Source organism: Microbacterium sp. NPDC006705 (genome assembly GCF_044903545.1).
Lineage (GTDB): Bacteria > Actinomycetota > Actinomycetes > Actinomycetales > Microbacteriaceae > Microbacterium > Microbacterium plantarum.
The window spans coordinates 1,911,877-1,930,906 of record NZ_JBJDQQ010000001.1; the positions used below are offsets into that span (position 1 = coordinate 1,911,877).

The window sequence follows — 19,030 nt, forward strand, 5'->3', positions numbered from 1 at the left end:
CTGACGGGTGAGCCCGGGCGACTCGAGGTCCGACGGCTAGGATTCTCCCATGGCATCTTCCAGCGACCACGACGACCCGACCGTGGAGCGACGCCCCGCAGATGACGCACCTAACCCGGTCTGGTTCAAGCCGATCATGCTGGGGCTGATGCTCATCGGACTCGTGTGGGTGCTCGTCTTCTATCTCAGTAACTCCACGCTTCCCGTGCCCGGCATCGGCGGTTGGAACCTGGTGATCGGTTTCGGCATCGCTTTCGTGGGCTTCCTCATGACCACGCGGTGGCGCTGACCGGTTGTCCACATGGGGTGAATCACACCGGTGTGATTCCATCCCCACCTGGGGATAGACCTGTGGATAACTTTCGTCAGTAGAGGGCGAGCGGCACCGCAAGCAGAGCGATCAGCCCCGCGGCGGTGGCGCCGAGCAGCCAGACCTGCAGGCGCTGACGGCGGATCGTTCGCGTGCGCGCGAAGATGAAGCCGACGAGCGCGCCCACCGCCAAGCCGCCGACGTGCGCCTGCCATGAGATCTGCGTGCCTGCGCTTCCGCCGAGCCCGCTCAGGAGCAGCGGCAGGAACGTGATGACGAGGTTGATCCCCAGAACCACGGCGATTCCCGTGATGTTCGCGCCGATATGACGACCGATCACGAGCAGGGCGCCGAAAAGGCCGAAGATCGCGCCCGACGCACCGACGACAGCCGATGAGAACCCGAACAGCACGACCGCGACCGATCCCCCGAGGCCGCTGAGCAGATAGAGCGCGAGGAAGCGGCCGCGACCGAGCATCGGCTCGAGGCTGCGCCCCAGCATCCAGAGCGCGAGCATGTTGAGCCCGACGTGCCAGAAGCCGCTGTGGACGAGCAGCACCGTGAACAGCCGCCACGGCTCGAAGGTGCCGCTGAACTCCGGGTAGAGCAGCGGGGGGTACATCGCCAGAGTCGACGTGACCACGGACCCCAGGCCCGGGATGAGTCCGACGATGAACACGAAGAACGTCACGCCGATGATCCCGTAGGTGACCAGCGGCCGTGAATCGTCGGAGCGCACCGCACGCAGGACGCGCGGCGCGCGGCGGGGACGCGGCGCGTCCGAGCTCTTCTGCTGATCACGCAGACATTCGGGGCAGATCACTCCGACGGGCATCTGCGTCTGGCACTCCGCGCAGATCGTGCGCAGGCACCGCTGGCAGAGCACGAAGCTCTGCCGATCGGGATGCCGGTAACAGAAGTTGTCGGGGTTGCTCCGCAGCTCGGACGCGCTCACGTACCGCTCAGACCGTGACGACGTCGATCGACGAGATGACCACCGGGTCGACGGGACGGTCCTGTGCGCCGGTCTTCACCGAGGCGATCGTGTCGACGACCTGGCGCGACGCGTCATCCGCGACCTCGCCGAAGATGGTGTGCTTGCCCTGCAGCCAGGGGGTCGGGTCGGTGGTGATGAAGAACTGCGAGCCGTTCGTGCCCTCGGCCTTGCCCGTGATCGCGTTGCGGCGCAGGCCCGCGTTCGCCATCGCGAGGATGTACGGCTTCTGGAAGTCCAGCTCGGGGCTGATCTCGTCGTCGAAGTTGTAGCCGGGGCCGCCGATGCCCTGACCGAGCGGGTCGCCGCCCTGGATCATGAAGTTCGGGATGATGCGGTGGAAGATGACGTCGGTGTAGAGGGGGCCCTCGCCGGGCTTGCCCGTGGCGGGGTTGGTCCACTCCTGCGAACCGTCGGCGAGACCGATGAAGTTCTTCACCGTGCGGGGGGCCTGGTCGCCGAAAAGGTTGACGACGATGTCGCCGTGGTTGGTGTGGATCGTCGCTACTGCAGTGTGCTGAGGCATGTGTGCCATTCTCGCACCTGTCAATGCCCTGCTGGCTGGAGCGCTCTCTGGCAAGATGAGGGAAAACGTCCCACGATGCAGGGAGGGCCCACGTGAGCCTCAGCCGCAAGCGCAAGAAGCAACTCCGCAAGCTCCAGAAGCAGGCGAACACCCTGTGGGAGTCGCAGCAGGTCCTGATGGGAGAGGCCGCCAAAGTCGCACGCGACGCCGGCCACCAGCTGGGCAACTACAACCGCGAGCACGTCAAGCCCGCCGTTCAGAACACCTATGAGCAGTACGCCGCGCCGTACGTCGACAAGAGCGTCCGCGCGACCCGCAAGGTCTACAACGGCGCTCTCATCCCCGCCGCCGGAGCCGTCGTGGGCGGCGCACTCTCCGTGTGGGATGCGGCGAACGACACCCGTGGACGCCTCGCCCACGGACGTGGTGTCGACCTCGACCTGTCGTCGGTGAAGAAGAACGCCGCCAAGTACGGCAAGAAGGCGACGAAGAAGTTCCAGTCGCGTGCCGCACTGCCGGAGCCGAAGAAGAAGCGCGGCGCCGGTGGCGTCATCGCTCTGATCCTCGGCGTCACGGCCGCAGCCGGCGTGCTCTACGCCGCCTGGCAGACGCTCCGCGCGGACGACGAGCTGTGGGTTGCCGACGACCCGCTGCGCGCTCCCGACGCCTGAATCGGATGACCGAAGATCTCGAGCCCACGTCTCGGGTTCGCCTCGCGGCGGCCGAGCGTGGGCTCGATGTCGTCGTTCGGCCGCGTCCGGATGCCGCCAGCCTCGATGAGGCCGCCGCGCTCCTCGGTCTCGAACCCGACGACATCGTCAAGACACTCGTGGTCAAGCGGAGCGACGACACCTACCTGTTCGCGCTCGTCCCGGGCGACCGGGTGATCTCGTGGCCGAAGCTCCGCGCCCTCGTAGGGGTCAACAAGCTGCGCCTGCCCGAGCCCGAGCTCGCCCTCGCGGCGACCGGGTACGAACGCGGCACGATCGTGCCGATCGGCAGCACCCATGACTGGCCGGTCTTCGCCGATTCGTCCATCGCGGGCCGACGCATCGCGATGGGCGCCGGCGCGCACGGCTACAGCCTGTTCGTCGACGCCGACGCTCTCATCGCCGCCTACGGCGCAACCGTCGCCGACATCACGGAGCAGCGTTCGCGCTGACGGGTCGCTCCCGATCGTCGCGCGGGGTCACCGCGTGAGAGAACGTCTGGCACCTAAGCGCAGGACGACGTGGACGCGCAACTCGTCGACGTCGTACTGCAACACGACGACGTCGAGCACGAGCAGGTCGAGGTGGTGCTGCACGCGCTGCTCGTCGTGCTCGTCGAAGCCGCCGAGAGATCGTCGGTCATGGCGAGGTCGAGTACCTCGAATGTCTCGACCTCCAGCGCCGCCACTTCGGCCCTCAGCATCGTCATGGTGCCATCCTTTCGTCGTCGCGATCTAAGAGAACGTCATTCCGAATACAGTCGACGAGGCGATCAGACACAGCACGGCGATGATCGCGAAGACCGCCTTCTGACCGCTCGACCTGCTCGTGACCGCGGCGACACCCGCCGCAAATGCGCCGATCATCCCGACGAAGGCGAGCGTGCGGGCCGCTCCGACGTCGGCGAAGCCGAAGTGCAGCACAGACGCGGCGACGGCGCTCGCAACTCCGATCACAGCGCCGACGGCCGCGAATCGCTGGAGACCGCGCGGGTGGATAGATTCTTCAGTCGTCATTTCGGCTTTCTCCCTGTCATCGGATGTCACGCGCACGGAACACCACCGCCGCCACGCCCGCGCTGAGGATGCACCATGCGACGAGCACGAGGATCGCGATCCCCAGGGGTGCGTCGGGGACGCCGCCCGGCATGGTGGCGATACCGGCGGCGTCTGCGAGGACCGCGGACGCCCCGCTGATGAGCCCGACGCGCACGGGCGCCAACACGGTGGCCACCGCCGCAAGCCCGTGAACCATCTGCTCGACGACAAGCGCCCACAGCACGCCGATCGCGATGCTGGCCGCGAGCGAACGGGTAACGATACCCAGCATGAAGCCGAACATCGCCCAGGCCACGGCAATCAGCCAGGAAGCCGCGGTGTCGGCGACGATCGCGACAGCGTTCCATCGCATCGACGCTCCGTCGATGGCCGAGAAGACGACGGCGCACACGGCGGCCGTGACCATCGACAGCACGATGACGACGGAGACCAGCAGGAGGAGCGCCGTGAGCTTACCCACCAGCACGGTAGCGCGCTCGGGCACGCGGCTCAGAGTGAGACGGAGGATTCCCGATCTCTCGTCTCCGGCTGCCATGAGCGCGCCGAGGATGATCAGCACCGGGGCTCCGTACATCGGAAGCGACCCGAGGACGGCCGCAGACACTGCGTCCGTGCCCAGGCTCGCTTTCATCGCGGCGCGTTGCTCCTCGGTGAGTCCGTCGACGGTCATCGCGACGATGAAGTTCGCGAGATAGGCGAACAGCACGATCTGGAGAAGCCAGACGATGGGCAGGACGGTGAAAGCCCTACGGTGCCGCATCCCGTACAGCTCTGCATCCACCGTGGACATCATGAGCTCCTCCGTTCGTCGGCCGCGGTCATCTGCAGGAAGACATCTTCCAGGGAGCGGTGGTCCCGCCGGACACCCGTCACATCCACTCCGGCCGAAACCAGGGCCACCGTGACCGACGCCGAGATGTCCTTCGCCGCGACGACCTCGACGCCCTCGCCGGTAGGCCGGACCTCGTCAACCTCCGCGTGCGAGCGCAGTACGTCGAGCGCAGCCTCGACGTCGGTGGTCGTCACGATGATTTTCGGCGCCTCCCCGTGCGCAGCTTCGATCTCGGCAGGGGTGCCGATCGCGATGATCCGCCCGTGGTGGAGCACCGCCACGCGATCGCACACGTGGGCGACCTCGCCGAGCAGATGGCTGGACAGCAGCACCGAGCGGCCCCGCTGCGACTGCGCGCGGATCAGATCGCGCATCGCCGAAATACCGGCGGGATCGAGCCCGTTGGTCGGCTCGTCGAGAATCAGCAGCTCTGGTTCTCCGAGCAGCGCGGCGGCGAGTCCGAGGCGCTGCTTCATCCCGAGCGAATACGTCCTGAAAACGTCATCCCCGCGATCACCCAGCTCGACCGCCTCCAGCGCGGTGTCGACGGCTGTCCGGGCGAGGCCGGCGTACTTGGCGATGAGCACGAGGTTCTGGCGTCCCGTCATACCGGGGTAGAAGGTCGGGCCCTCGATCATCGTGCCCACTCTCCGCAGCACGTCGTTGCTCAGCGTCGCACTCCCGAGTACCGAGAACGAACCGCTGCTCGGTCGCGCGAGACCGACGAGCATCCGCATGAACGTCGTCTTCCCGGCGCCGTTGAGACCGACGAACCCATAGACCTCGCCCCGTCTCACCTGCAGGCTGACGGCGTCAACCGCGGTCCCGCGGCGGAAGGTCTTCGTCAACGCGGTCGTGCTGATCGCGTTGTCCGTGTCGCTGATCGTCATGTCTGACCCCATCTCTTCGATATCGGTGTCCTGGTGCCCGTCTGCGCCCTGCGCTTGGCCCGCGTCCGCCGCGTCGCCAGCACCCCGATGGCGAAGGTTGCCAGCACCCCGCTGCACACCACGACTACCGCGGGCCACGGACCGAGCAGCGGTTGGAGGGCCAGATATCCCGCGACCGCGAATCCGAACACCATCGCGCTCATGAACAGGAGCGAGAAGAGGCCGTACACCAGCGACGCGGTTCGGTGGCCGGATTCCCGACTGCCCGCTTCGCGGCTGCGACGTGCGAGGCCGACCAGCGCCGCTCGTGAGGAAGCCTCGAGATCGAAGGCGCCGAGAGCGTGCATGAGCGCGTAGTAGCCGTCCATGTGAAAGAGCGGGACGAGATTGATCAGGCCGGTGAGCAGACCGAACGTCATCATCGCCGCACAGACGGTGGCGAGCGTCCCGTCGGCGACGAGCGACAGCGGCCAGAACGGTAGACACACCGCGACGGATACCGTCACGCCCGCGAGAGCCACCCTCACCCTGCGGGAGCGATCGTGGAAGAGCATCGTGTCGTCGACCTTGCAATAGGGCGAGATGAACGGAAATCGCCACATGACGCCGATCTCGATGTCACGCGCCCCGTAGGCCCACGCCGTCGCGCCGTGAGCAAGCTCGTGAAGAACGAGGGAGGCCCACATGACGACGATGAAGACGGCGATCGCCACCGGATCCGTCCAGAGCGACCGGGCGGCGGGCCAGAGCACATCCCAGTTGGAGCTGACATGAACAACCAGCGCCGCCGCGGCCACCCAGACCAGCAGCCAGACGGCGAGATGATCGAGCACCCGCACCGCGACGGCCATGCGGCGAAGGATCCGATCCGCCTTCACGATCGGCATCCGGGCGTGCAGCCACGTGCGAGCCTCTCCGCGTTCTCGCTCTCGGGCGTCTCGCAGGCTCTGCAGCTGGACCGGCGTAGCCGACCCCACCAGGAGGCCTCGCTGAGCGAGCAGTCCGAGCAGGGAATTCCACAGCGGCTCGGTGAGTCGCCGTTCGTAATGCTCGATGAACTCGTCTTCCAGCTGGTCGACGGTGCGCACGCCGTCCATACGTGAAACAAGGAATTGCTCGTGCTCGCCGATGCGGAAATACCATCCCGTCCGCGCATCGTGCATCACGAAGCGTGTCGACGGAACATCCCAGAGGCCGGGACCGATGCGCACATCATCGACCAGCTGCGGGCGCGCATCGCGCAGCAGGTCGAGAGTGTCGCCGCCATTCATCGGTCGGCCCCTGTCCCCCCGAACATGAACTGCAGGTCGGTGCTGGCGGAATCGGCTCCACCCTGAGTGAGGGCATGCTCGATGAGGTAGGCGATGTAACACTCGTCGATGATGCTCACCCCCAGACGGTTGTTCGTCATGTGCAGATACCCACTGAGGAGAGCCTGTGCCCCCGTCGTGATGTCGACGGGGATCGTGCCGCCGTCCGGGCCGAGCGGGAACGTGAGCTCTCCCCTGTCGGCGACAGCAGAAAGCGTGTCGTGAAGGTCGATGCAGTGCTCGGCCCATTCCTTCAAGAAGCCGTTCAGTTCATCGGTATCCCTGCGAGCGGCAGCCTCGTACACCGTGCCGAGGTGTTCGCGCAGACCGCCCTGCATGGTGTCGAACGCTCGAGCGTATGCATCGTGGCGCGGCGCCGCCTCGCCCGAGCCCGATCGCTCCCAGTACGTGCGGTATGCCGACAGGAAGAGCGCCGATCGGTCGATGTCGTCCTGGAACACGCCCAGCATCACCGTCATCAGCTGCGCGGAAAGCCCGAACAGCACCGATCGCACGTGCACATTCGTCGTCTCCACGAGCGTGCGCACCAGGTCGCTGGATGCCTCGAAGTGCTTCTCCGCCACGCTGATCGCCTCGGTACCCCCATATCGTCCGACTTCGGGCTCGTAGCGCATGACGACGTAGCTGTTGTTCGGGCGCATAGGCATGGAGCCGGTCTCTCCGTACAGCTCATTCCACTGCTGCTCGTCGTATTCGCCGAGGAACATCTCCTTGAACAGGCCGGACGTCTCACGCTCGTCCATCTCGTAGAGAGCAGGACGGTCGTCGAGGAACGCGTCGAGAGCCGAGAACAGCCGGTCGACGACCATCTGCTGATCGCCCATACGTCTCGGCTTGAGTCGCACGCGCAGATGCGGCCCTTCCATCCAGTACCTGATGAAGAACCACGATTCCAGCAGCCCGTCTCGGCGAAGCCCGTCGATGACAGGTCCAACGGCGTCGACGAGCAACGGGTGGTTGTTGCTCGAATAGTAGACGTGCACGGCAATCCATTCGCCGGCGGCATCCGGATCCACCACGGGGGGCAATTCGGCCTCGACGGCGACGGGCGATATCGGACGAACCGCGGTCATCGTGTCACCGCCGGAGCGTTGAACTCGAAGGTGATCTCCGAGACGAAGCGTTCCCCAGCCGCATTCCGCGCGGGCAGGCTCTCCGGTACCGGCAGCATCTCGGTGAAGACCAGGCGCCGATTCGCGCGCTGGGCCAACTGGTCGAGGATGTCGAGACAGAAATGGTCCTCGAAGTCGACGAACTGCGGCTTACCGAAACGCACGGCGGAGTCATCACCCTCGCCCTCGTCCCCACCGGCGGCATCGGGCGTGACGAAGACGTAACGCGGTAGACCGTGCCTGCGCGTCCACCGTCTCCAGCCGAGCATCCGTTCCGCGCCATCCGCGCCTAACAGACCCTCGGGGAGCGAAGCCGGGTCCGTCTTCCACACTCGTCGGACGAGCACCAGGTCGCCTAGCCGCACCCGCGGATGGCCGCCTATCTCGCCCCCGCCCAGAGGTTCGTCGGTCCCCGTCCAGAGGTCGAGGCTCGCGATCCGACTCTGCGAGAACGCCAGGAGCAGCCGCTGCATCTCCGGCAGTGCCATGGGCATGAGGAAACCCAGATAGACCGGGATCACCTCGACGTCCAGTCGCCGTGAGCGGAGGAGAAGCCGGCCGCACGAGGGGTCACGGACGATCGAGAGATCCTCCACAGGCAACTGCTCGTCCGTGTCGCGGAACGAGACCTCACCGGGACAGACGATCTCGTACGGCGTGACGACGGAATGCAGGTTCAGGTTCGACGTGTCGTATCCCCCGGTGATCTCTGCGAAGACGGCGCCGGGCGGAGTGATGCTGCGCAGGTGCTCTCGCAACGCGTCGACGAGAGAGGTGTCGCCGGACTCCGCGAAGCAGTGGTGGAAACGCGAGAACAGCAGTGACAAGCCCGTATAGGTGCGATTCAGGACGCACCGATCGCGGCCGTCTATCTCGCCGATCTGGCCGAAGTAGGCGCGCGGGTCCAGCCGGTCGCCCAGATCGGGTAGCGCGGCCGCCACCTCCTCGACGAAGGCATCGTCGAGAACGAGGTCACCGGCACCATCGTGCGCGGCATACCGCGAGCGCATCGCACGAACCAGGGTGCGCCGTGCCTCATCGAGAGCGCGGACCTCGTCCATCTTGAACCAGTTCTCCTGGTCCTGATATTCGTTGTCGACGAAAGGCCGTCTGTTGGCCGAGTAGCGGAGGTACTGGTCGTAGACGTCGAGGTGGAAGTCGTGGGTGAACTTCACGATGTCGTCGCATGTTCCGCGTGCCCCGTAGCGGGCGTCGAAGAACCCGCGCACCATCAACCGGTGCGGGGTGAGGGAGTCGAAGACGGGCAAGATGCGAGCAAGCGAGGCGAAGTCGCCGGACAGCCCGCTTTCCCAGGCATCGAGCGACGCACGGACGCTGCCGCGCGGCAGCGCAGAGTCCTCGTAGACCACCGTGCGCAGCCGCTCCGGTTGCTGCACACCTATCCCGCGCATCATCGCGTCGTAGTGAGAGTGCAGATCGCGGATGATGAGCCGTCTCTCGTCAACGCTGGCCTGCGCGTAGGTCCCTACGAGGTCGGTCATCCGACGGATGTCGCTCGAAAGCGTGGAAGCCCATGGCGCCTCCAGTCCTGCGATCCTGTCCGCGAAGTGAACAGCGGGATCCGCCGCATGGATGTCCATCGTCAGCACAGGCGCGGTCAGCAGATTCAACCTCAGGAGATGCCGCAGGTAGTGCCACACATCGTCGAGGGGACGGTCGTGCGGAAGCTGGGAGTGGAGCGCGATCTGCAGGCGGCCCATGGTCATCATGCGGTCTCCGAGCACACGGAAGAGATCGTCGACGATGTCGCTGTGCGCAAGGAAGAACACGTTCTCGTCGAAGGTGTCGAGGGTCATCGCCGCATCGGCGTCACCGACCTTGCGCTGCCTTCGCATGTACCTGACGCGCCGACGATCGCTCGTCCATCCACGCGAGACCATCACGGGGAGGTCGACGAGATGCTCGTCGGACGCCAGGATGGCCTCGCTCACCCGTGCCAGCATGGCCATGTTCAACCGGGGATTGCTCCGGGCTGCTTGCGAGTCCAGAACCTCGGGATCGACCTCGAGCACACCGCCAGCATCGCCCGAGAAGTCGCCCAGCGCGACGTCGGTGAGTGTGCTGAAGGGACTCGTCTTGCAGACGGTCCGATAGACATAATCGCTCGCCGACCGCTCGATGCGCCGGGCGCGCTTCGACAGGCTGGCGGGATCGGCGGCCAGGTAACGCGGGATGGCCTCGTCGAGAGATGGAGACGCCAGAAGAATCCCGGAGCGCAGTACTGGTGTCGCGATAAGCCGTTGCAGGGCCGCTCTCCGCAGCGGGAGCTCGGCGCGGAACACGTCGGCGCCGCTTCGGCGCACGTCACGCGTCTGCTGCGCGAGATCGATCCACTCGAGGATGTCACCCGCCAGGCCATCGGGGAGAATCGCGAGCGCTGCGCGGGTCGCCTCGATGTCGCGCGGCACACGGGCGTTGAAGATGTCACGGCGGAGATTGATCAGTGCGTGACGGACCCCGTCATCTTCTTGGCCGCCGATGAACTCCTGCACGCGGTCCGGAAGGGTTCGGGCAGCATCGTCGAGTCGCGCCTCGGCGTCCAGCACGACGTCGGCCCATGCGACGGTCCGAGAGAATGCCAGTCCCTGCAGCCGTTCCCAGGGCAGCGGCGCGACTCGGAACATGAAGTGGGGGGGCGTCGACTTCGCGACGGAAGAGATCCGTGGGCGAGCGAGGGCTGAGAGGTTGGTCATGACTACTCCTTCGCGTCGAGATCCAGCGGTGCGGCGAAATCCGCCTGATCGACGCGATCGCGGCCGATCATGATCATGATCAAGGGCCATTCGCCGGTGTCGATCACGCGCAGACGCTCGGCGTACGCGACGTTGTCGAACCCCAGGGCAGCACCACACGCGAGCCCGAGGTCGGTAGCCGCAAGGTAGGCGGACTGGGTCGCCGCACCCACGACTGCGTTCAGCAGACGCACGGTCCGCGAGCCACCTGCGGCGAGCACGTCGTCGGCCGGCACGAGGATGGCGAGCACGGCTGCCGCCTGCTCGACGTTGTAGTTGTCGAGGAAGTACGTGGCCTGAAGGAAGAGCCCGGGATCTTCGTCGTCGATACGGACCAGGGCGTCCTGCTCGTGGTCGTACACGTATCCACCCGGCGAGATCCCCTCGACGTGGTTACAGAAAACGGCCACCCGAGCGAACTGCGCCCGTCCGGCGTCGGTGAGCAGCCGCGCACCTCGATCGGTGGTGCGAAGCACATGGGCAAGCTCCGCGAGACCCAGCGGGATGTTGGAGCTGAAGGTGCCGAAACTGGACCGCCTGGCGGCCAGAAGATCCGACAGTCCGAGCGCGGAGCTCGACTCCGCGCTCGGGGGCAGCGACGTCATCTGACCCGACGACGTCCGCGCGAGCACCACATCTATCGCAGGAGCGATCGTGTCCGCGAAGGAGTCGCGCATGACGTCGACCACCTGAGGGAAGCGCGTCGACCCGGGGAAGCGCTCCGCCTCCTCGAACCGCACCCCCGCCTCGGAGGTGACGGTCCCTCTTTTCAGGTCGCCGGCCCCCGGCGGGAGTGGCAAGACCGCCAAGGTCGTCTCCTCGAACGGGTCGAGGCCGAGCAGGCCGTCGAGACCCGCGGAGTCGAACCACAGGCGGGGAGTCCGCGCGGCCGAGTCGCCCGACAACCCGGACAGTGCGAGTGTGGCGAGCACCGTCCCGAGGTCCATGGTGACCACATGGTGGCTGAAGCTGTTGTATTTGAAAGCGTTCTTCCAGAGCTTGACCGTCACCAGCAGGAACTGGTCGGTCCCGCAGTCGTCGTCGATCGCGGCGCGAACCCTGTCGTGTGCATCGCCGACAAGAAGCCTTTGCATCGTTCCCGAGGCCGTGTTCCAGTGATACACACCGGGAAGCTGCCGCGCCGAAGAACCGCTCACCCAGTAGAACTCGAGCGGATAGAGACCGCCACCATTCGCCGTGCCCCGGGAGTACGTGCTCACCGCGCTCACCGTCTTGTTGACCGCATCATCGTTGCCGGTCACGCGCAGACGACGCGAGAGGAGACCATATGTGTCGTGGAGGGCGCGGCCCAAGCTACCGACGTCCAGCACATCGCTCGGCGACGTCGACGGGGATGAGAGCGCATCCGACAGCCGTGTACGGCACTTCTCGCCGACGGGCATCTCAAACTGCGCGGCGTCGGAGAAGACCTTGTGGCGCCGGGGCTGCTGGTCCCACAGCACCACGTGGTCGAGCGGTGGCATCGGCGTACGGGCGCGCCGTACGACATCATCGACGTACTTCCTGACGCGTGTCGTCGTGGGCATGTGGGCTCCTGTCGGAATGACGGCGGTCATCAGGGGAACGGGTGCGGTACCGGGTTGATGTCCTCGAACCGCAACGCGGTGGCGCGAAGCCCCGCGTCGCGGTGAGCGGTGCGGGTCCGGTCCATGTGGAAGGCTCGCTGTTTGTGCCAGCCGAAGTCGATCGGGATCAGCCCCGGCGCGACCGTGGCATACGTGTTCAGACCCATCGACCGTTGCTCGGGCGACGTTTGATCCACCGCGAGGAGATCGAACCCCCTGTCGTCTAGCGCGGCGATGACCCACCGCAGGTCGTCCGAGAGGTCGAGGTTCCGGGGACGTGTCCTGTTCCATTCCTCGTAGACAACCCCCATCGGCTGCGCGCGGCGCTCGCTGAGCAGAAAGTCTGAATGCTCGACCATCTCGTCCATTCCGTGGAGGAGAGCATGGTGCTTGAGCTCGCGAACCAAGCCGAAGTCATTCAACATCGCGCGAGCCTCGGCAGCGCCGCTCGTCATCCGCCGGTCGAAGCTCGGGACATACGATGCGACCTCGCACAGCGCCGCCCGCATCGCCTGCACCGGGTCCAGCGACGAGCCGGCGGCGAAGCACAGTGCGCCCGGACGTCCGTCGGTCCGCACGGCGACGGCGGTCACGACGGGAACCGGCAAGTCGACCCTGGTGTCGAACATGCGCACGTCGAAGCCCTCGAGCGCCATCCGCGCCACCATGATCGAGATGTCCGAAGCGCCGCTGCTGAGCGGATCGATCTCGACCGCAGGATGACGAGCGAACCAGGTCAACAGGAAGGAGTCCCGTTCGATGAGCTCGAGGACTCCGTGCAGGATGGCCTCCTCAGGGCTTCCCCCGGTAGCGCAACCGTTCGAGCATTCATCGACGAATGCCGGGCCCGTCTGATCCAGATAATGCACGAGTCGCTGCGGCACGAACGTATCCGTGCCGGTGGTGAGGTTGCGACCCCAGACCCAGGGGATCTCGAGGTCCTCGGTGAACTCGACGAAATAGGGCGTGTTGAAGTCGTAGAACTCGCGCGGATAGAGGGTGCACGCACGAGGATCGAGAGCGGGCACGTCCAGGTCGCGAAGCGCAGCCCAGACGGGTTCGGGCAGGCCGCGGGCCAGGAGGCCGGCATACCGCTCGAGACCCTCCAGCACAGCGAGCCGCCGCGAGTCCTCGATGTTGTCGGCGTGGCCGCTCCAGAAGAACTCGTAGAGGTGCGCTGCCCCGCGCACGTAGCTGTAGCCCGTGACGGGGATCGTCGTCGGGTTGTCGAAAGCGGCGGGAGCCTGGGGGCCCAACACGCCACACACCGGGTTCGCGAACACGTCGATGTCCATGGCGTAGTCGCGCAGCGAGGTCAGACGGTAGGTGTCGACGTCGGGTTTCGGGCGGGGTGCGAACGGGACCGCCGCCCGCGACGGCGAGTTGGCCGGGGTCATGCCGCATGCGGGACAATCGGGGTCCGCCAGGAGGGGGAATGTCCGGGTCGCGAGAGTGTCGAGCTGCAGCCTGCGCACGGGGGTCTCCCCCATGGTCGAGGGACGGACACGGGTATCGTCTTCCACCATCAGCTGCAGCGCGTCGAGCACCAGTGGCGTCAGCCAGACGCCCGACGGCAGCGCGCAGGAACTTCCCGCCATCTCGAGAGCGTCGCGCTCGTCCTCCCGACGAATGGCTTGCCAGCGGCGATGGAAGCAGAGAGCACAGGCAGCTCGTTCAGATTCGACTCCTGTCATCACGTACGCGTCACGCCCGTGGAGGTGCACCGTCGTGACCTCCTTCTCGGGGAACAGCGTCGTGTCGACGGCACCGTGGATTTCCAGGACATCGGTTGCACCAAGTTCCAGGACACGTGCACGTGGGCGATCGCTCCGTCGCGGCTGGGCGTCGAGATACGCCTGTACCGTGTCCGCGGCTCGCACTGTTGCCGGTGCCGTCATTTCTCCTCCATCGCCGCCGGGGCGGCCTAGATCACTTGCTGGTCGACCCGCAGCTGGACGAACACCCGCAGCAGCTGCCGCAACTCGAACTCGAGCAACCACAGCAGCTCGAGGTCGAGCAGCTCGACCACTGGAGCGCTTCGTCCTGTGACAGCTGGGCGAAATCGTCTATCTCGAAGGTCTGCGCCTCGAGATCGGCGATCTGTCGTGCAAGGGGATTCATGGTCACCCCTCCTCTCCGTTGGTCAGGGTCGTCACGCACACGACGACGTAGAGCTGCAGCTCGAACTGGTGGTCGAGCAGCACGACGAGCACGAACACGAGCACGTCGATGTGGTGCTGCACGCGCAGCTGGTACTGGTCGAAGCCGCCATGTCTTCGGCGGGTGTGAAGTCGAGCACCTCGAAGGTCTCCGCCTCGAGGACCGCGATGTGGGCTTTCAACTGGGACATTCGTTCACCTCCTTTCCGGTTGTGAGTGGGCGTCTGGCGCCCGGTCGGGTCAGCCGATATGGCTGCAGCTGGTCGTCGAGGTCGAGCTCGTGGCGCTGCAGCTCGTCGAGCTGCAGCTGCAGGTGGTGCATCCACAGCAGCTGGACGTCGAACAGCTCGACCATGCGAACCCCTGCTGGTCGATCAGCAGCTCGGCACTGTCGAGGATCTCGAACGTCTCGGTCTCGAGGGCTGCGAGGGCCGCCCGCAATCCGTTCTCCATGTCTTCCTCCCTTCTCGCAGATCAGCCGTCAGCCGGAAGCAGAACTCGCACGGTGTGGAGCGCCCCCGTCGCCCGGATATCGGCGGTCGTCGTATCGACCACCACCGTGTCGAGGGACGCCTCGGTCGACCCGGCGAAGGGCTCGGACACCGTCCGCCACGCAAGAGTCGACACAGCGAGATCCGGGATGAGCATCCGGTCCGGTTCGGCCCCGGTCGGAGCCACGAGCACGCGGCCGAGGAGTCGGAGCAAGGCATCCTGGGCGGCCTGATCGACGTCCCACCCGGAGCCGAGCGTGTGCTCGCCGGACCGCAGGTCTCGCGCGAGCAACACGGTCCCCACCGCGGTGTGCGGCAGCTCGACGAGAACCGGGTCCAGACCCTTCAAGCGAGCCGCGTCGAGCAGGTACGCATTCTGCGCGTTGAGACCGTCGGCGGGGATGTCGTGCAGGTCGCCCTCGCGCACCAGCGAGGACAGCGCGCGGAAGGCTGCGGCTGACAGCAGGCCGGCGGCCACAGCTTCGGCAAGGGTGGCACCCGCTCCCTCGCCGGCAGTGGTGCGTTCGAACGCGCCGCGTGAGTTCACTGCATGGCGCGACCACACCGCTGCCTGGGGGACGAGAACTCGCTCGCCACCGAGGGTGATTCCGGGGACGAGAGGCATGTCGTCGGCCTCGACGGGGCCGAGACCCGTTGCGATCTCGAGCTCGGTGGCGAGAATGCGTCTGAATGCGGACGACTCCTGCGGCTCACGCGGACCGACGTTGCTGACATGGAGGAGCGCGGCGGCCTCCATTGCGCGCCGACGAGCGTCTCCGAGGTTGTCCAGCGAGAACCCCAGCACCGTGGTCGACGTACCCGACCGCCGGTGCACGGCGCGCGCGATCTTGATCGGCGACTGGTCGACCAGCTCGTCGCTGAATCCCGTGACGACGCCGACCTTCTCGCCGACGAGGCGCAGATAGCGCTGCAGCCTGTCGGAGTCCACGTCGTTGTCGACGCTCTCCCTCGCTGTTGGCCATGATCGGACCTCGGCGGCATCCGGTGGCCGGATGCCGGATGATCGCGGGTCTGGAAGGACCGCTTCGCGAGAGGTGTCACCGGTGGTGAGGTCGACGATCACGATCGCGTCGTCTGCTTCGGCCGGTGGGGCCGCCGTGAGGTAGCGGAAAGCGTCGTAGGCCACCGTGGTCCCGAGGATGCCCAGCTGCACGCGCGTGAGGGACGCCACAGACACACGATGGGCGGGATCTGAGATCGCCCGCCACATCTGGAGGGAGCCGGGTGTCTCGTCGTTGTCGGTCAGCCGGGCCATCGCCGCAGCCCAGTTGATCGCGGAACCGGGACGGGTGATCGGGCCGAGGATGACCTGGTCTCCGATCCGCGTCACGGGGTAGACGGCGCTGCCGGGCTCACGAGTGGCTCGGGCGATCGCCGAGGCGTCGCCGGTGGTGTCAATGACGATCCGCAGTGCGGCGGCGCCGGGCGCGGGTGTCTCATCCGCGTCCGCCGTGCGGAGCAGGCCGTTGCGCTGCAGGCCCCGTCGGACGACGTCGCTGACTTCTGGGTCGCCCTCGACGGTGACATGCGCAGCGCGGAAGCGACGAAACCGCTCGAGACCATCGTTCGCGTAATGGTCGATGTAGGCGATCTGTGCTCGAAACGGGGCAAGAGGCCCCGTCGGGTCGACCGGGTCTCCGTCGATCAGTGACACCGCGTCATGGTCGCGGAGAACGGCGAGAAGACTGTCGACCATCTGGGATCGAGACTCATCAAGTCCGGCCACCAGCTCCTCGGCCGTGCGTGAGCCGTCGAGGAACGGGGCGAGGCTGGCGAGCCACCGATACGTCGTCTGCCCGCGCAGAACGAAACCTCCGTCGGAGTGCCGGACCAGGGCTCCGCCGGGCACCTGCGCGAAAACCAGATCATGGCGCAGCCGCAGCCTGCTCGCCGCCTTCTCGGACTGCATTGCGATATTCATCGGCCCCCCACTCGATCTCGACCACACGCGTCGTGTCGACCTCGACGGTGGTCTCGCTCGAACACATGCTCATCTTGTGGGAGAAGGATCCGCACAGAAGTGCCGATTAGATGGCACGAAAGTACGACCGCAGGAGAGGCCCGCGGGTCGGGTCACTCGCTCTCGTGACCCGTCGGCACACGGACCGACAGCGTCCACACCCCCGAGGACGCGGCGGCGGAGAGATGTCCGCCCACCCTCGAGACACGCTCACGCATCCGGACCAGGCCGAACCCGCCGGATGGTACGCGTTGGATTCTGCGTCCTTCCTCGACGGAATTCGTGATCTCGAACTCGACGGCGGCCCGCGACGTCCGCACCGCAAGGGCGACCTCCGTGCCGCTCGAGTGCTTCAGCACGTTCGTGGTCGCCTCGCGCACGAGCCGGGACAGGGTCAGGTCCACGATCCGAGGCAGCTGTGTCCCGTCGACGGCGTCGACATCCGCACGTACGGTCATCCCGGCGCGTTCCAGCGTGTGACACCCGTCTGCGATGGCGCCCCGGAACTCGGAAACCGACGCGGAGGGCGTTTCTGTGGGCTGAACGTGCGATTGCCCCACAACGCGCCTGAGGTCCTCCAGCGCGCGACGCGAAGAGGAGCGGATCGCGTCGAGTGACGTGCCGTGCGCATCGCATTCGACGATCAAGTCGACGTGCATGGCGATGATCGTCAGATCGTGTGCAACCACGTCGTGCAGCTCATCCGCTATTCGCAAACGCTCCGCCATCACGGACTCGTGCTCCGCCCGCGCACGCTCCGCCAACTGCTCACGCAGTCGGCGCGACCCCGCCTCGACTCTGCGCATGATGAGCCCGCTGGACGCCGACACCACCCCCACGGCCATGAGGACGATCGCCTCGGTGACAGGCATCGCGTCAGCGAGGATGCTCCACGCGAGCCCGCCTGACCACACCATGGCGTACACGAGTATGACGCGAAGGTCGCACGTGCGGACCACGAGGGCCAGCGCCACAGCGGCTACCACGAGGGCGAGTGCTTGCGTATCCCCCAGGAAGGCGCCGAGGAGGAGAACGACGATGACCGCAGCCGAGAGTCGGGGCGAGAAAGCGAACCCGGCCAGGGAGACGGTCAAAAAGGACTCGAAGATGGCCGTCGACAACGGATCCCCGGCGGTCGCGTGCATGGCGATTCCGGCGACGAGCAGCACACCTGCGAGAGTGAGCAGCGTGATGCGCTCGGGACGACTGAGAGGCGAGACGTGGCGGAGCCCGTGACCGAAGCCGTCGCTACGCTTCACCGTCCCCACGCTCACAGGACCATTGTGCGTCGCTGAGGCCCGGGCGAGTCAACCGCCACATCGCGCCAGTGTCAGTGTCAGTGGCACACTCCGAGCATCTTGCAGAGTTCGGACCAGAAGCCGCCCGCCATCATCCCGTGAATCACGCACATCACCTCCCCCGGTGTCGTCGCCTCCAGCATCACGCGAAGAGAGCGGCCCATTCGTCTCGATCCGTCGCACTTTCGTACCGAAGAATCCCCGATATTCTCGACGACGTGACCGAGATCCGCGTGCTGATCGCTGATGATGAGGAACTCATGCGCAGCGCTCTGGCGATCTTCGTGGAACGCTCGCCGTCGATGACGGTTCTCGGGACCGCCGAGGACGGTGCCGTCGCGGTCGACATAGCCGAGCGTCTTCGTCCCGATGTGGTGCTCATGGATCTGAACATGCCGCGAATCGACGGTTTCGAGGCGGCACAGCGTCTGCAGCGCGCAGGAAACCCCGCACAGATCATCGCGATCACGACGCTCGGCACCACCGACGCCATCACCCGTGCACTGAGAGGTGGATTCGCCGGCTACCTGTTGAAGGATTCCCCGCCGGATGCGGTCGTTGCTGCGATCGCGGCGGTGCACAGCGGTTCGGGCGTCCTGTCCCCCGAAATGACCAAGCGTCTGGTACTCGACGTCAAGCGGCACGACGTCATCGATGCGCACTCGGTCGAGAGCCTCAACGACCGCGAAGCGGCGATACTCCGCGAGCTCGCGCTCGGGAAAAGCAACAGCGAGATCGCGGATGCGCTCCATCTGTCCGAAAGCACCGTCAAGACCCACCTCGGCGTCGTCATGAAGAAGTGGGATGTACGAGACCGAGTGCAGGTCCTCATCACGGCGGTCAGGGCCGGACTCGTCGATCTGTTTCCGGCGGACTGAAGCGGACTATCGTCGCCGTCGTGATGGACGGGATCGCAAGCACGGCCGCAGGCACCAAGCGAGCAGATCACGCGCACGCCTGAACTCCCGCGTCTCGTTGCGGCTCGAACTTCCCGGCGCC

General features: G+C 66.2%; 17 protein-coding genes and 1 pseudogene. 5 read left to right on the plus strand and 13 right to left on the minus strand.

The genetic code is table 11. The features are described from left to right. Window positions 1-49: 49 nt before the first annotated feature. Window positions 50-289: a cell division protein CrgA gene (locus tag ACI2K6_RS09130; RefSeq protein ID WP_023953414.1), complete on the plus strand. Its 240-nt coding sequence runs from the start codon at window positions 50-52 to the stop codon at window positions 287-289. A gap of 76 nt (window positions 290-365) precedes the next feature. On the opposite strand, the gene ACI2K6_RS09135 is transcribed toward ACI2K6_RS09130, so the two are convergent. Further along, window positions 366-1,265 carry a rhomboid family intramembrane serine protease gene (locus ACI2K6_RS09135; RefSeq protein ID WP_274179108.1) on the minus strand — a complete coding sequence of 300 codons (900 nt, stop codon included), beginning with the start codon at window positions 1,263-1,265 and terminating at the stop codon, window positions 366-368. 7 nt (window positions 1,266-1,272) lie between these two features. Then, window positions 1,273-1,830, minus strand: coding sequence for a peptidylprolyl isomerase (locus ACI2K6_RS09140; protein ID WP_181574157.1), 558 nt, complete (start codon window positions 1,828-1,830; stop codon window positions 1,273-1,275). Window positions 1,831-1,922: 92 nt separating this feature from the next. Here ACI2K6_RS09140 and ACI2K6_RS09145 point away from each other — a divergent pair, with 92 nt between their 5' ends. The 3 genes from ACI2K6_RS09145 (at window position 1,923) to ACI2K6_RS09155 (ending at window position 3,622) form a co-directional block, all read left to right on the plus strand. Next, window positions 1,923-2,501, plus strand: a complete 579-nt coding sequence (locus tag ACI2K6_RS09145; protein ID WP_112615535.1) for a DNA helicase — start codon at window positions 1,923-1,925, stop codon at window positions 2,499-2,501. Between the two features lie 5 nt (window positions 2,502-2,506). After that, the gene (locus ACI2K6_RS09150) at window positions 2,507-2,992 is read left to right on the plus strand and encodes an aminoacyl-tRNA deacylase (RefSeq protein WP_274179110.1); all 486 of its coding nucleotides are present in this window, start codon (window positions 2,507-2,509) and stop codon (window positions 2,990-2,992) included. Window positions 2,993-3,061: 69 nt separating this feature from the next. Continuing rightward, the gene (locus tag ACI2K6_RS09155) at window positions 3,062-3,622 is read left to right on the plus strand and encodes a hypothetical protein (protein WP_274179111.1); all 561 of its coding nucleotides are present in this window, start codon (window positions 3,062-3,064) and stop codon (window positions 3,620-3,622) included. On the opposite strand, the gene ACI2K6_RS09160 is transcribed toward ACI2K6_RS09155, so the two are convergent. From ACI2K6_RS09160 to ACI2K6_RS09210, 11 genes and pseudogenes are all read right to left on the minus strand, one after another. Beyond that, window positions 3,573-4,388, minus strand: coding sequence for an ABC transporter permease subunit (locus ACI2K6_RS09160; protein ID WP_274179112.1), 816 nt, complete (start codon window positions 4,386-4,388; stop codon window positions 3,573-3,575). The genes ACI2K6_RS09155 and ACI2K6_RS09160 overlap by 50 nt on opposite strands. Next, window positions 4,388-5,320 (minus strand): ABC transporter ATP-binding protein, encoded by a 933-nt coding sequence (locus ACI2K6_RS09165; RefSeq protein WP_274179113.1) that lies wholly within the window; start codon window positions 5,318-5,320, stop codon window positions 4,388-4,390. The genes ACI2K6_RS09160 and ACI2K6_RS09165 overlap by 1 nt, the downstream gene beginning before the upstream one ends. Then, window positions 5,317-6,591 (minus strand): metalloprotease, encoded by a 1,275-nt coding sequence (locus ACI2K6_RS09170; RefSeq protein WP_274179114.1) that lies wholly within the window; start codon window positions 6,589-6,591, stop codon window positions 5,317-5,319. The genes ACI2K6_RS09165 and ACI2K6_RS09170 overlap by 4 nt, the downstream gene beginning before the upstream one ends. Then, window positions 6,588-7,724, minus strand: a complete 1,137-nt coding sequence (locus ACI2K6_RS09175) for a lantibiotic dehydratase C-terminal domain-containing protein (protein WP_274179115.1) — start codon at window positions 7,722-7,724, stop codon at window positions 6,588-6,590. The genes ACI2K6_RS09170 and ACI2K6_RS09175 overlap by 4 nt, the downstream gene beginning before the upstream one ends. Further along, complete coding sequence (locus tag ACI2K6_RS09180) at window positions 7,721-10,477, minus strand: lantibiotic dehydratase (protein WP_282501752.1); 2,757 nt, start codon at window positions 10,475-10,477, stop codon at window positions 7,721-7,723. The genes ACI2K6_RS09175 and ACI2K6_RS09180 overlap by 4 nt, the downstream gene beginning before the upstream one ends. 2 nt (window positions 10,478-10,479) lie before the next feature. Then, window positions 10,480-12,063, minus strand: a complete 1,584-nt coding sequence (locus ACI2K6_RS09185; protein WP_282501751.1) for a nitroreductase family protein — start codon at window positions 12,061-12,063, stop codon at window positions 10,480-10,482. 29 nt (window positions 12,064-12,092) lie between these two features. Beyond that, entirely contained in the window at window positions 12,093-14,000 is a 1,908-nt protein-coding gene (locus ACI2K6_RS09190) for a TOMM precursor leader peptide-binding protein (RefSeq protein WP_404568456.1), read from the minus strand. Window positions 14,001-14,439: 439 nt separating this feature from the next. Further along, window positions 14,440-14,616 carry a hypothetical protein gene (locus ACI2K6_RS09195; RefSeq protein ID WP_404568590.1) on the minus strand — a complete coding sequence of 59 codons (177 nt, stop codon included), beginning with the start codon at window positions 14,614-14,616 and terminating at the stop codon, window positions 14,440-14,442. A 2-nt stretch (window positions 14,617-14,618) separates the two neighbouring features. Beyond that, window positions 14,619-14,714, minus strand: a pseudogene (locus ACI2K6_RS09200) (hypothetical protein); the annotation flags it as partial. Window positions 14,715-14,735: 21 nt separating this feature from the next. Further along, window positions 14,736-16,682 (minus strand): hypothetical protein, encoded by a 1,947-nt coding sequence (locus ACI2K6_RS09205; protein ID WP_404568457.1) that lies wholly within the window; start codon window positions 16,680-16,682, stop codon window positions 14,736-14,738. Window positions 16,683-16,846: 164 nt separating this feature from the next. Then, entirely contained in the window at window positions 16,847-17,992 is a 1,146-nt protein-coding gene (locus ACI2K6_RS09210; RefSeq protein ID WP_282501749.1) for a sensor histidine kinase, read from the minus strand. A gap of 80 nt (window positions 17,993-18,072) precedes the next feature. Here ACI2K6_RS09210 and ACI2K6_RS09215 point away from each other — a divergent pair, with 80 nt between their 5' ends. Next, a complete protein-coding gene (locus ACI2K6_RS09215) occupies window positions 18,073-18,909 on the plus strand; it encodes a response regulator transcription factor (protein WP_323986935.1) in 837 nt (278 codons plus the stop codon). Window positions 18,910-19,030: the final 121 nt, after the last annotated feature.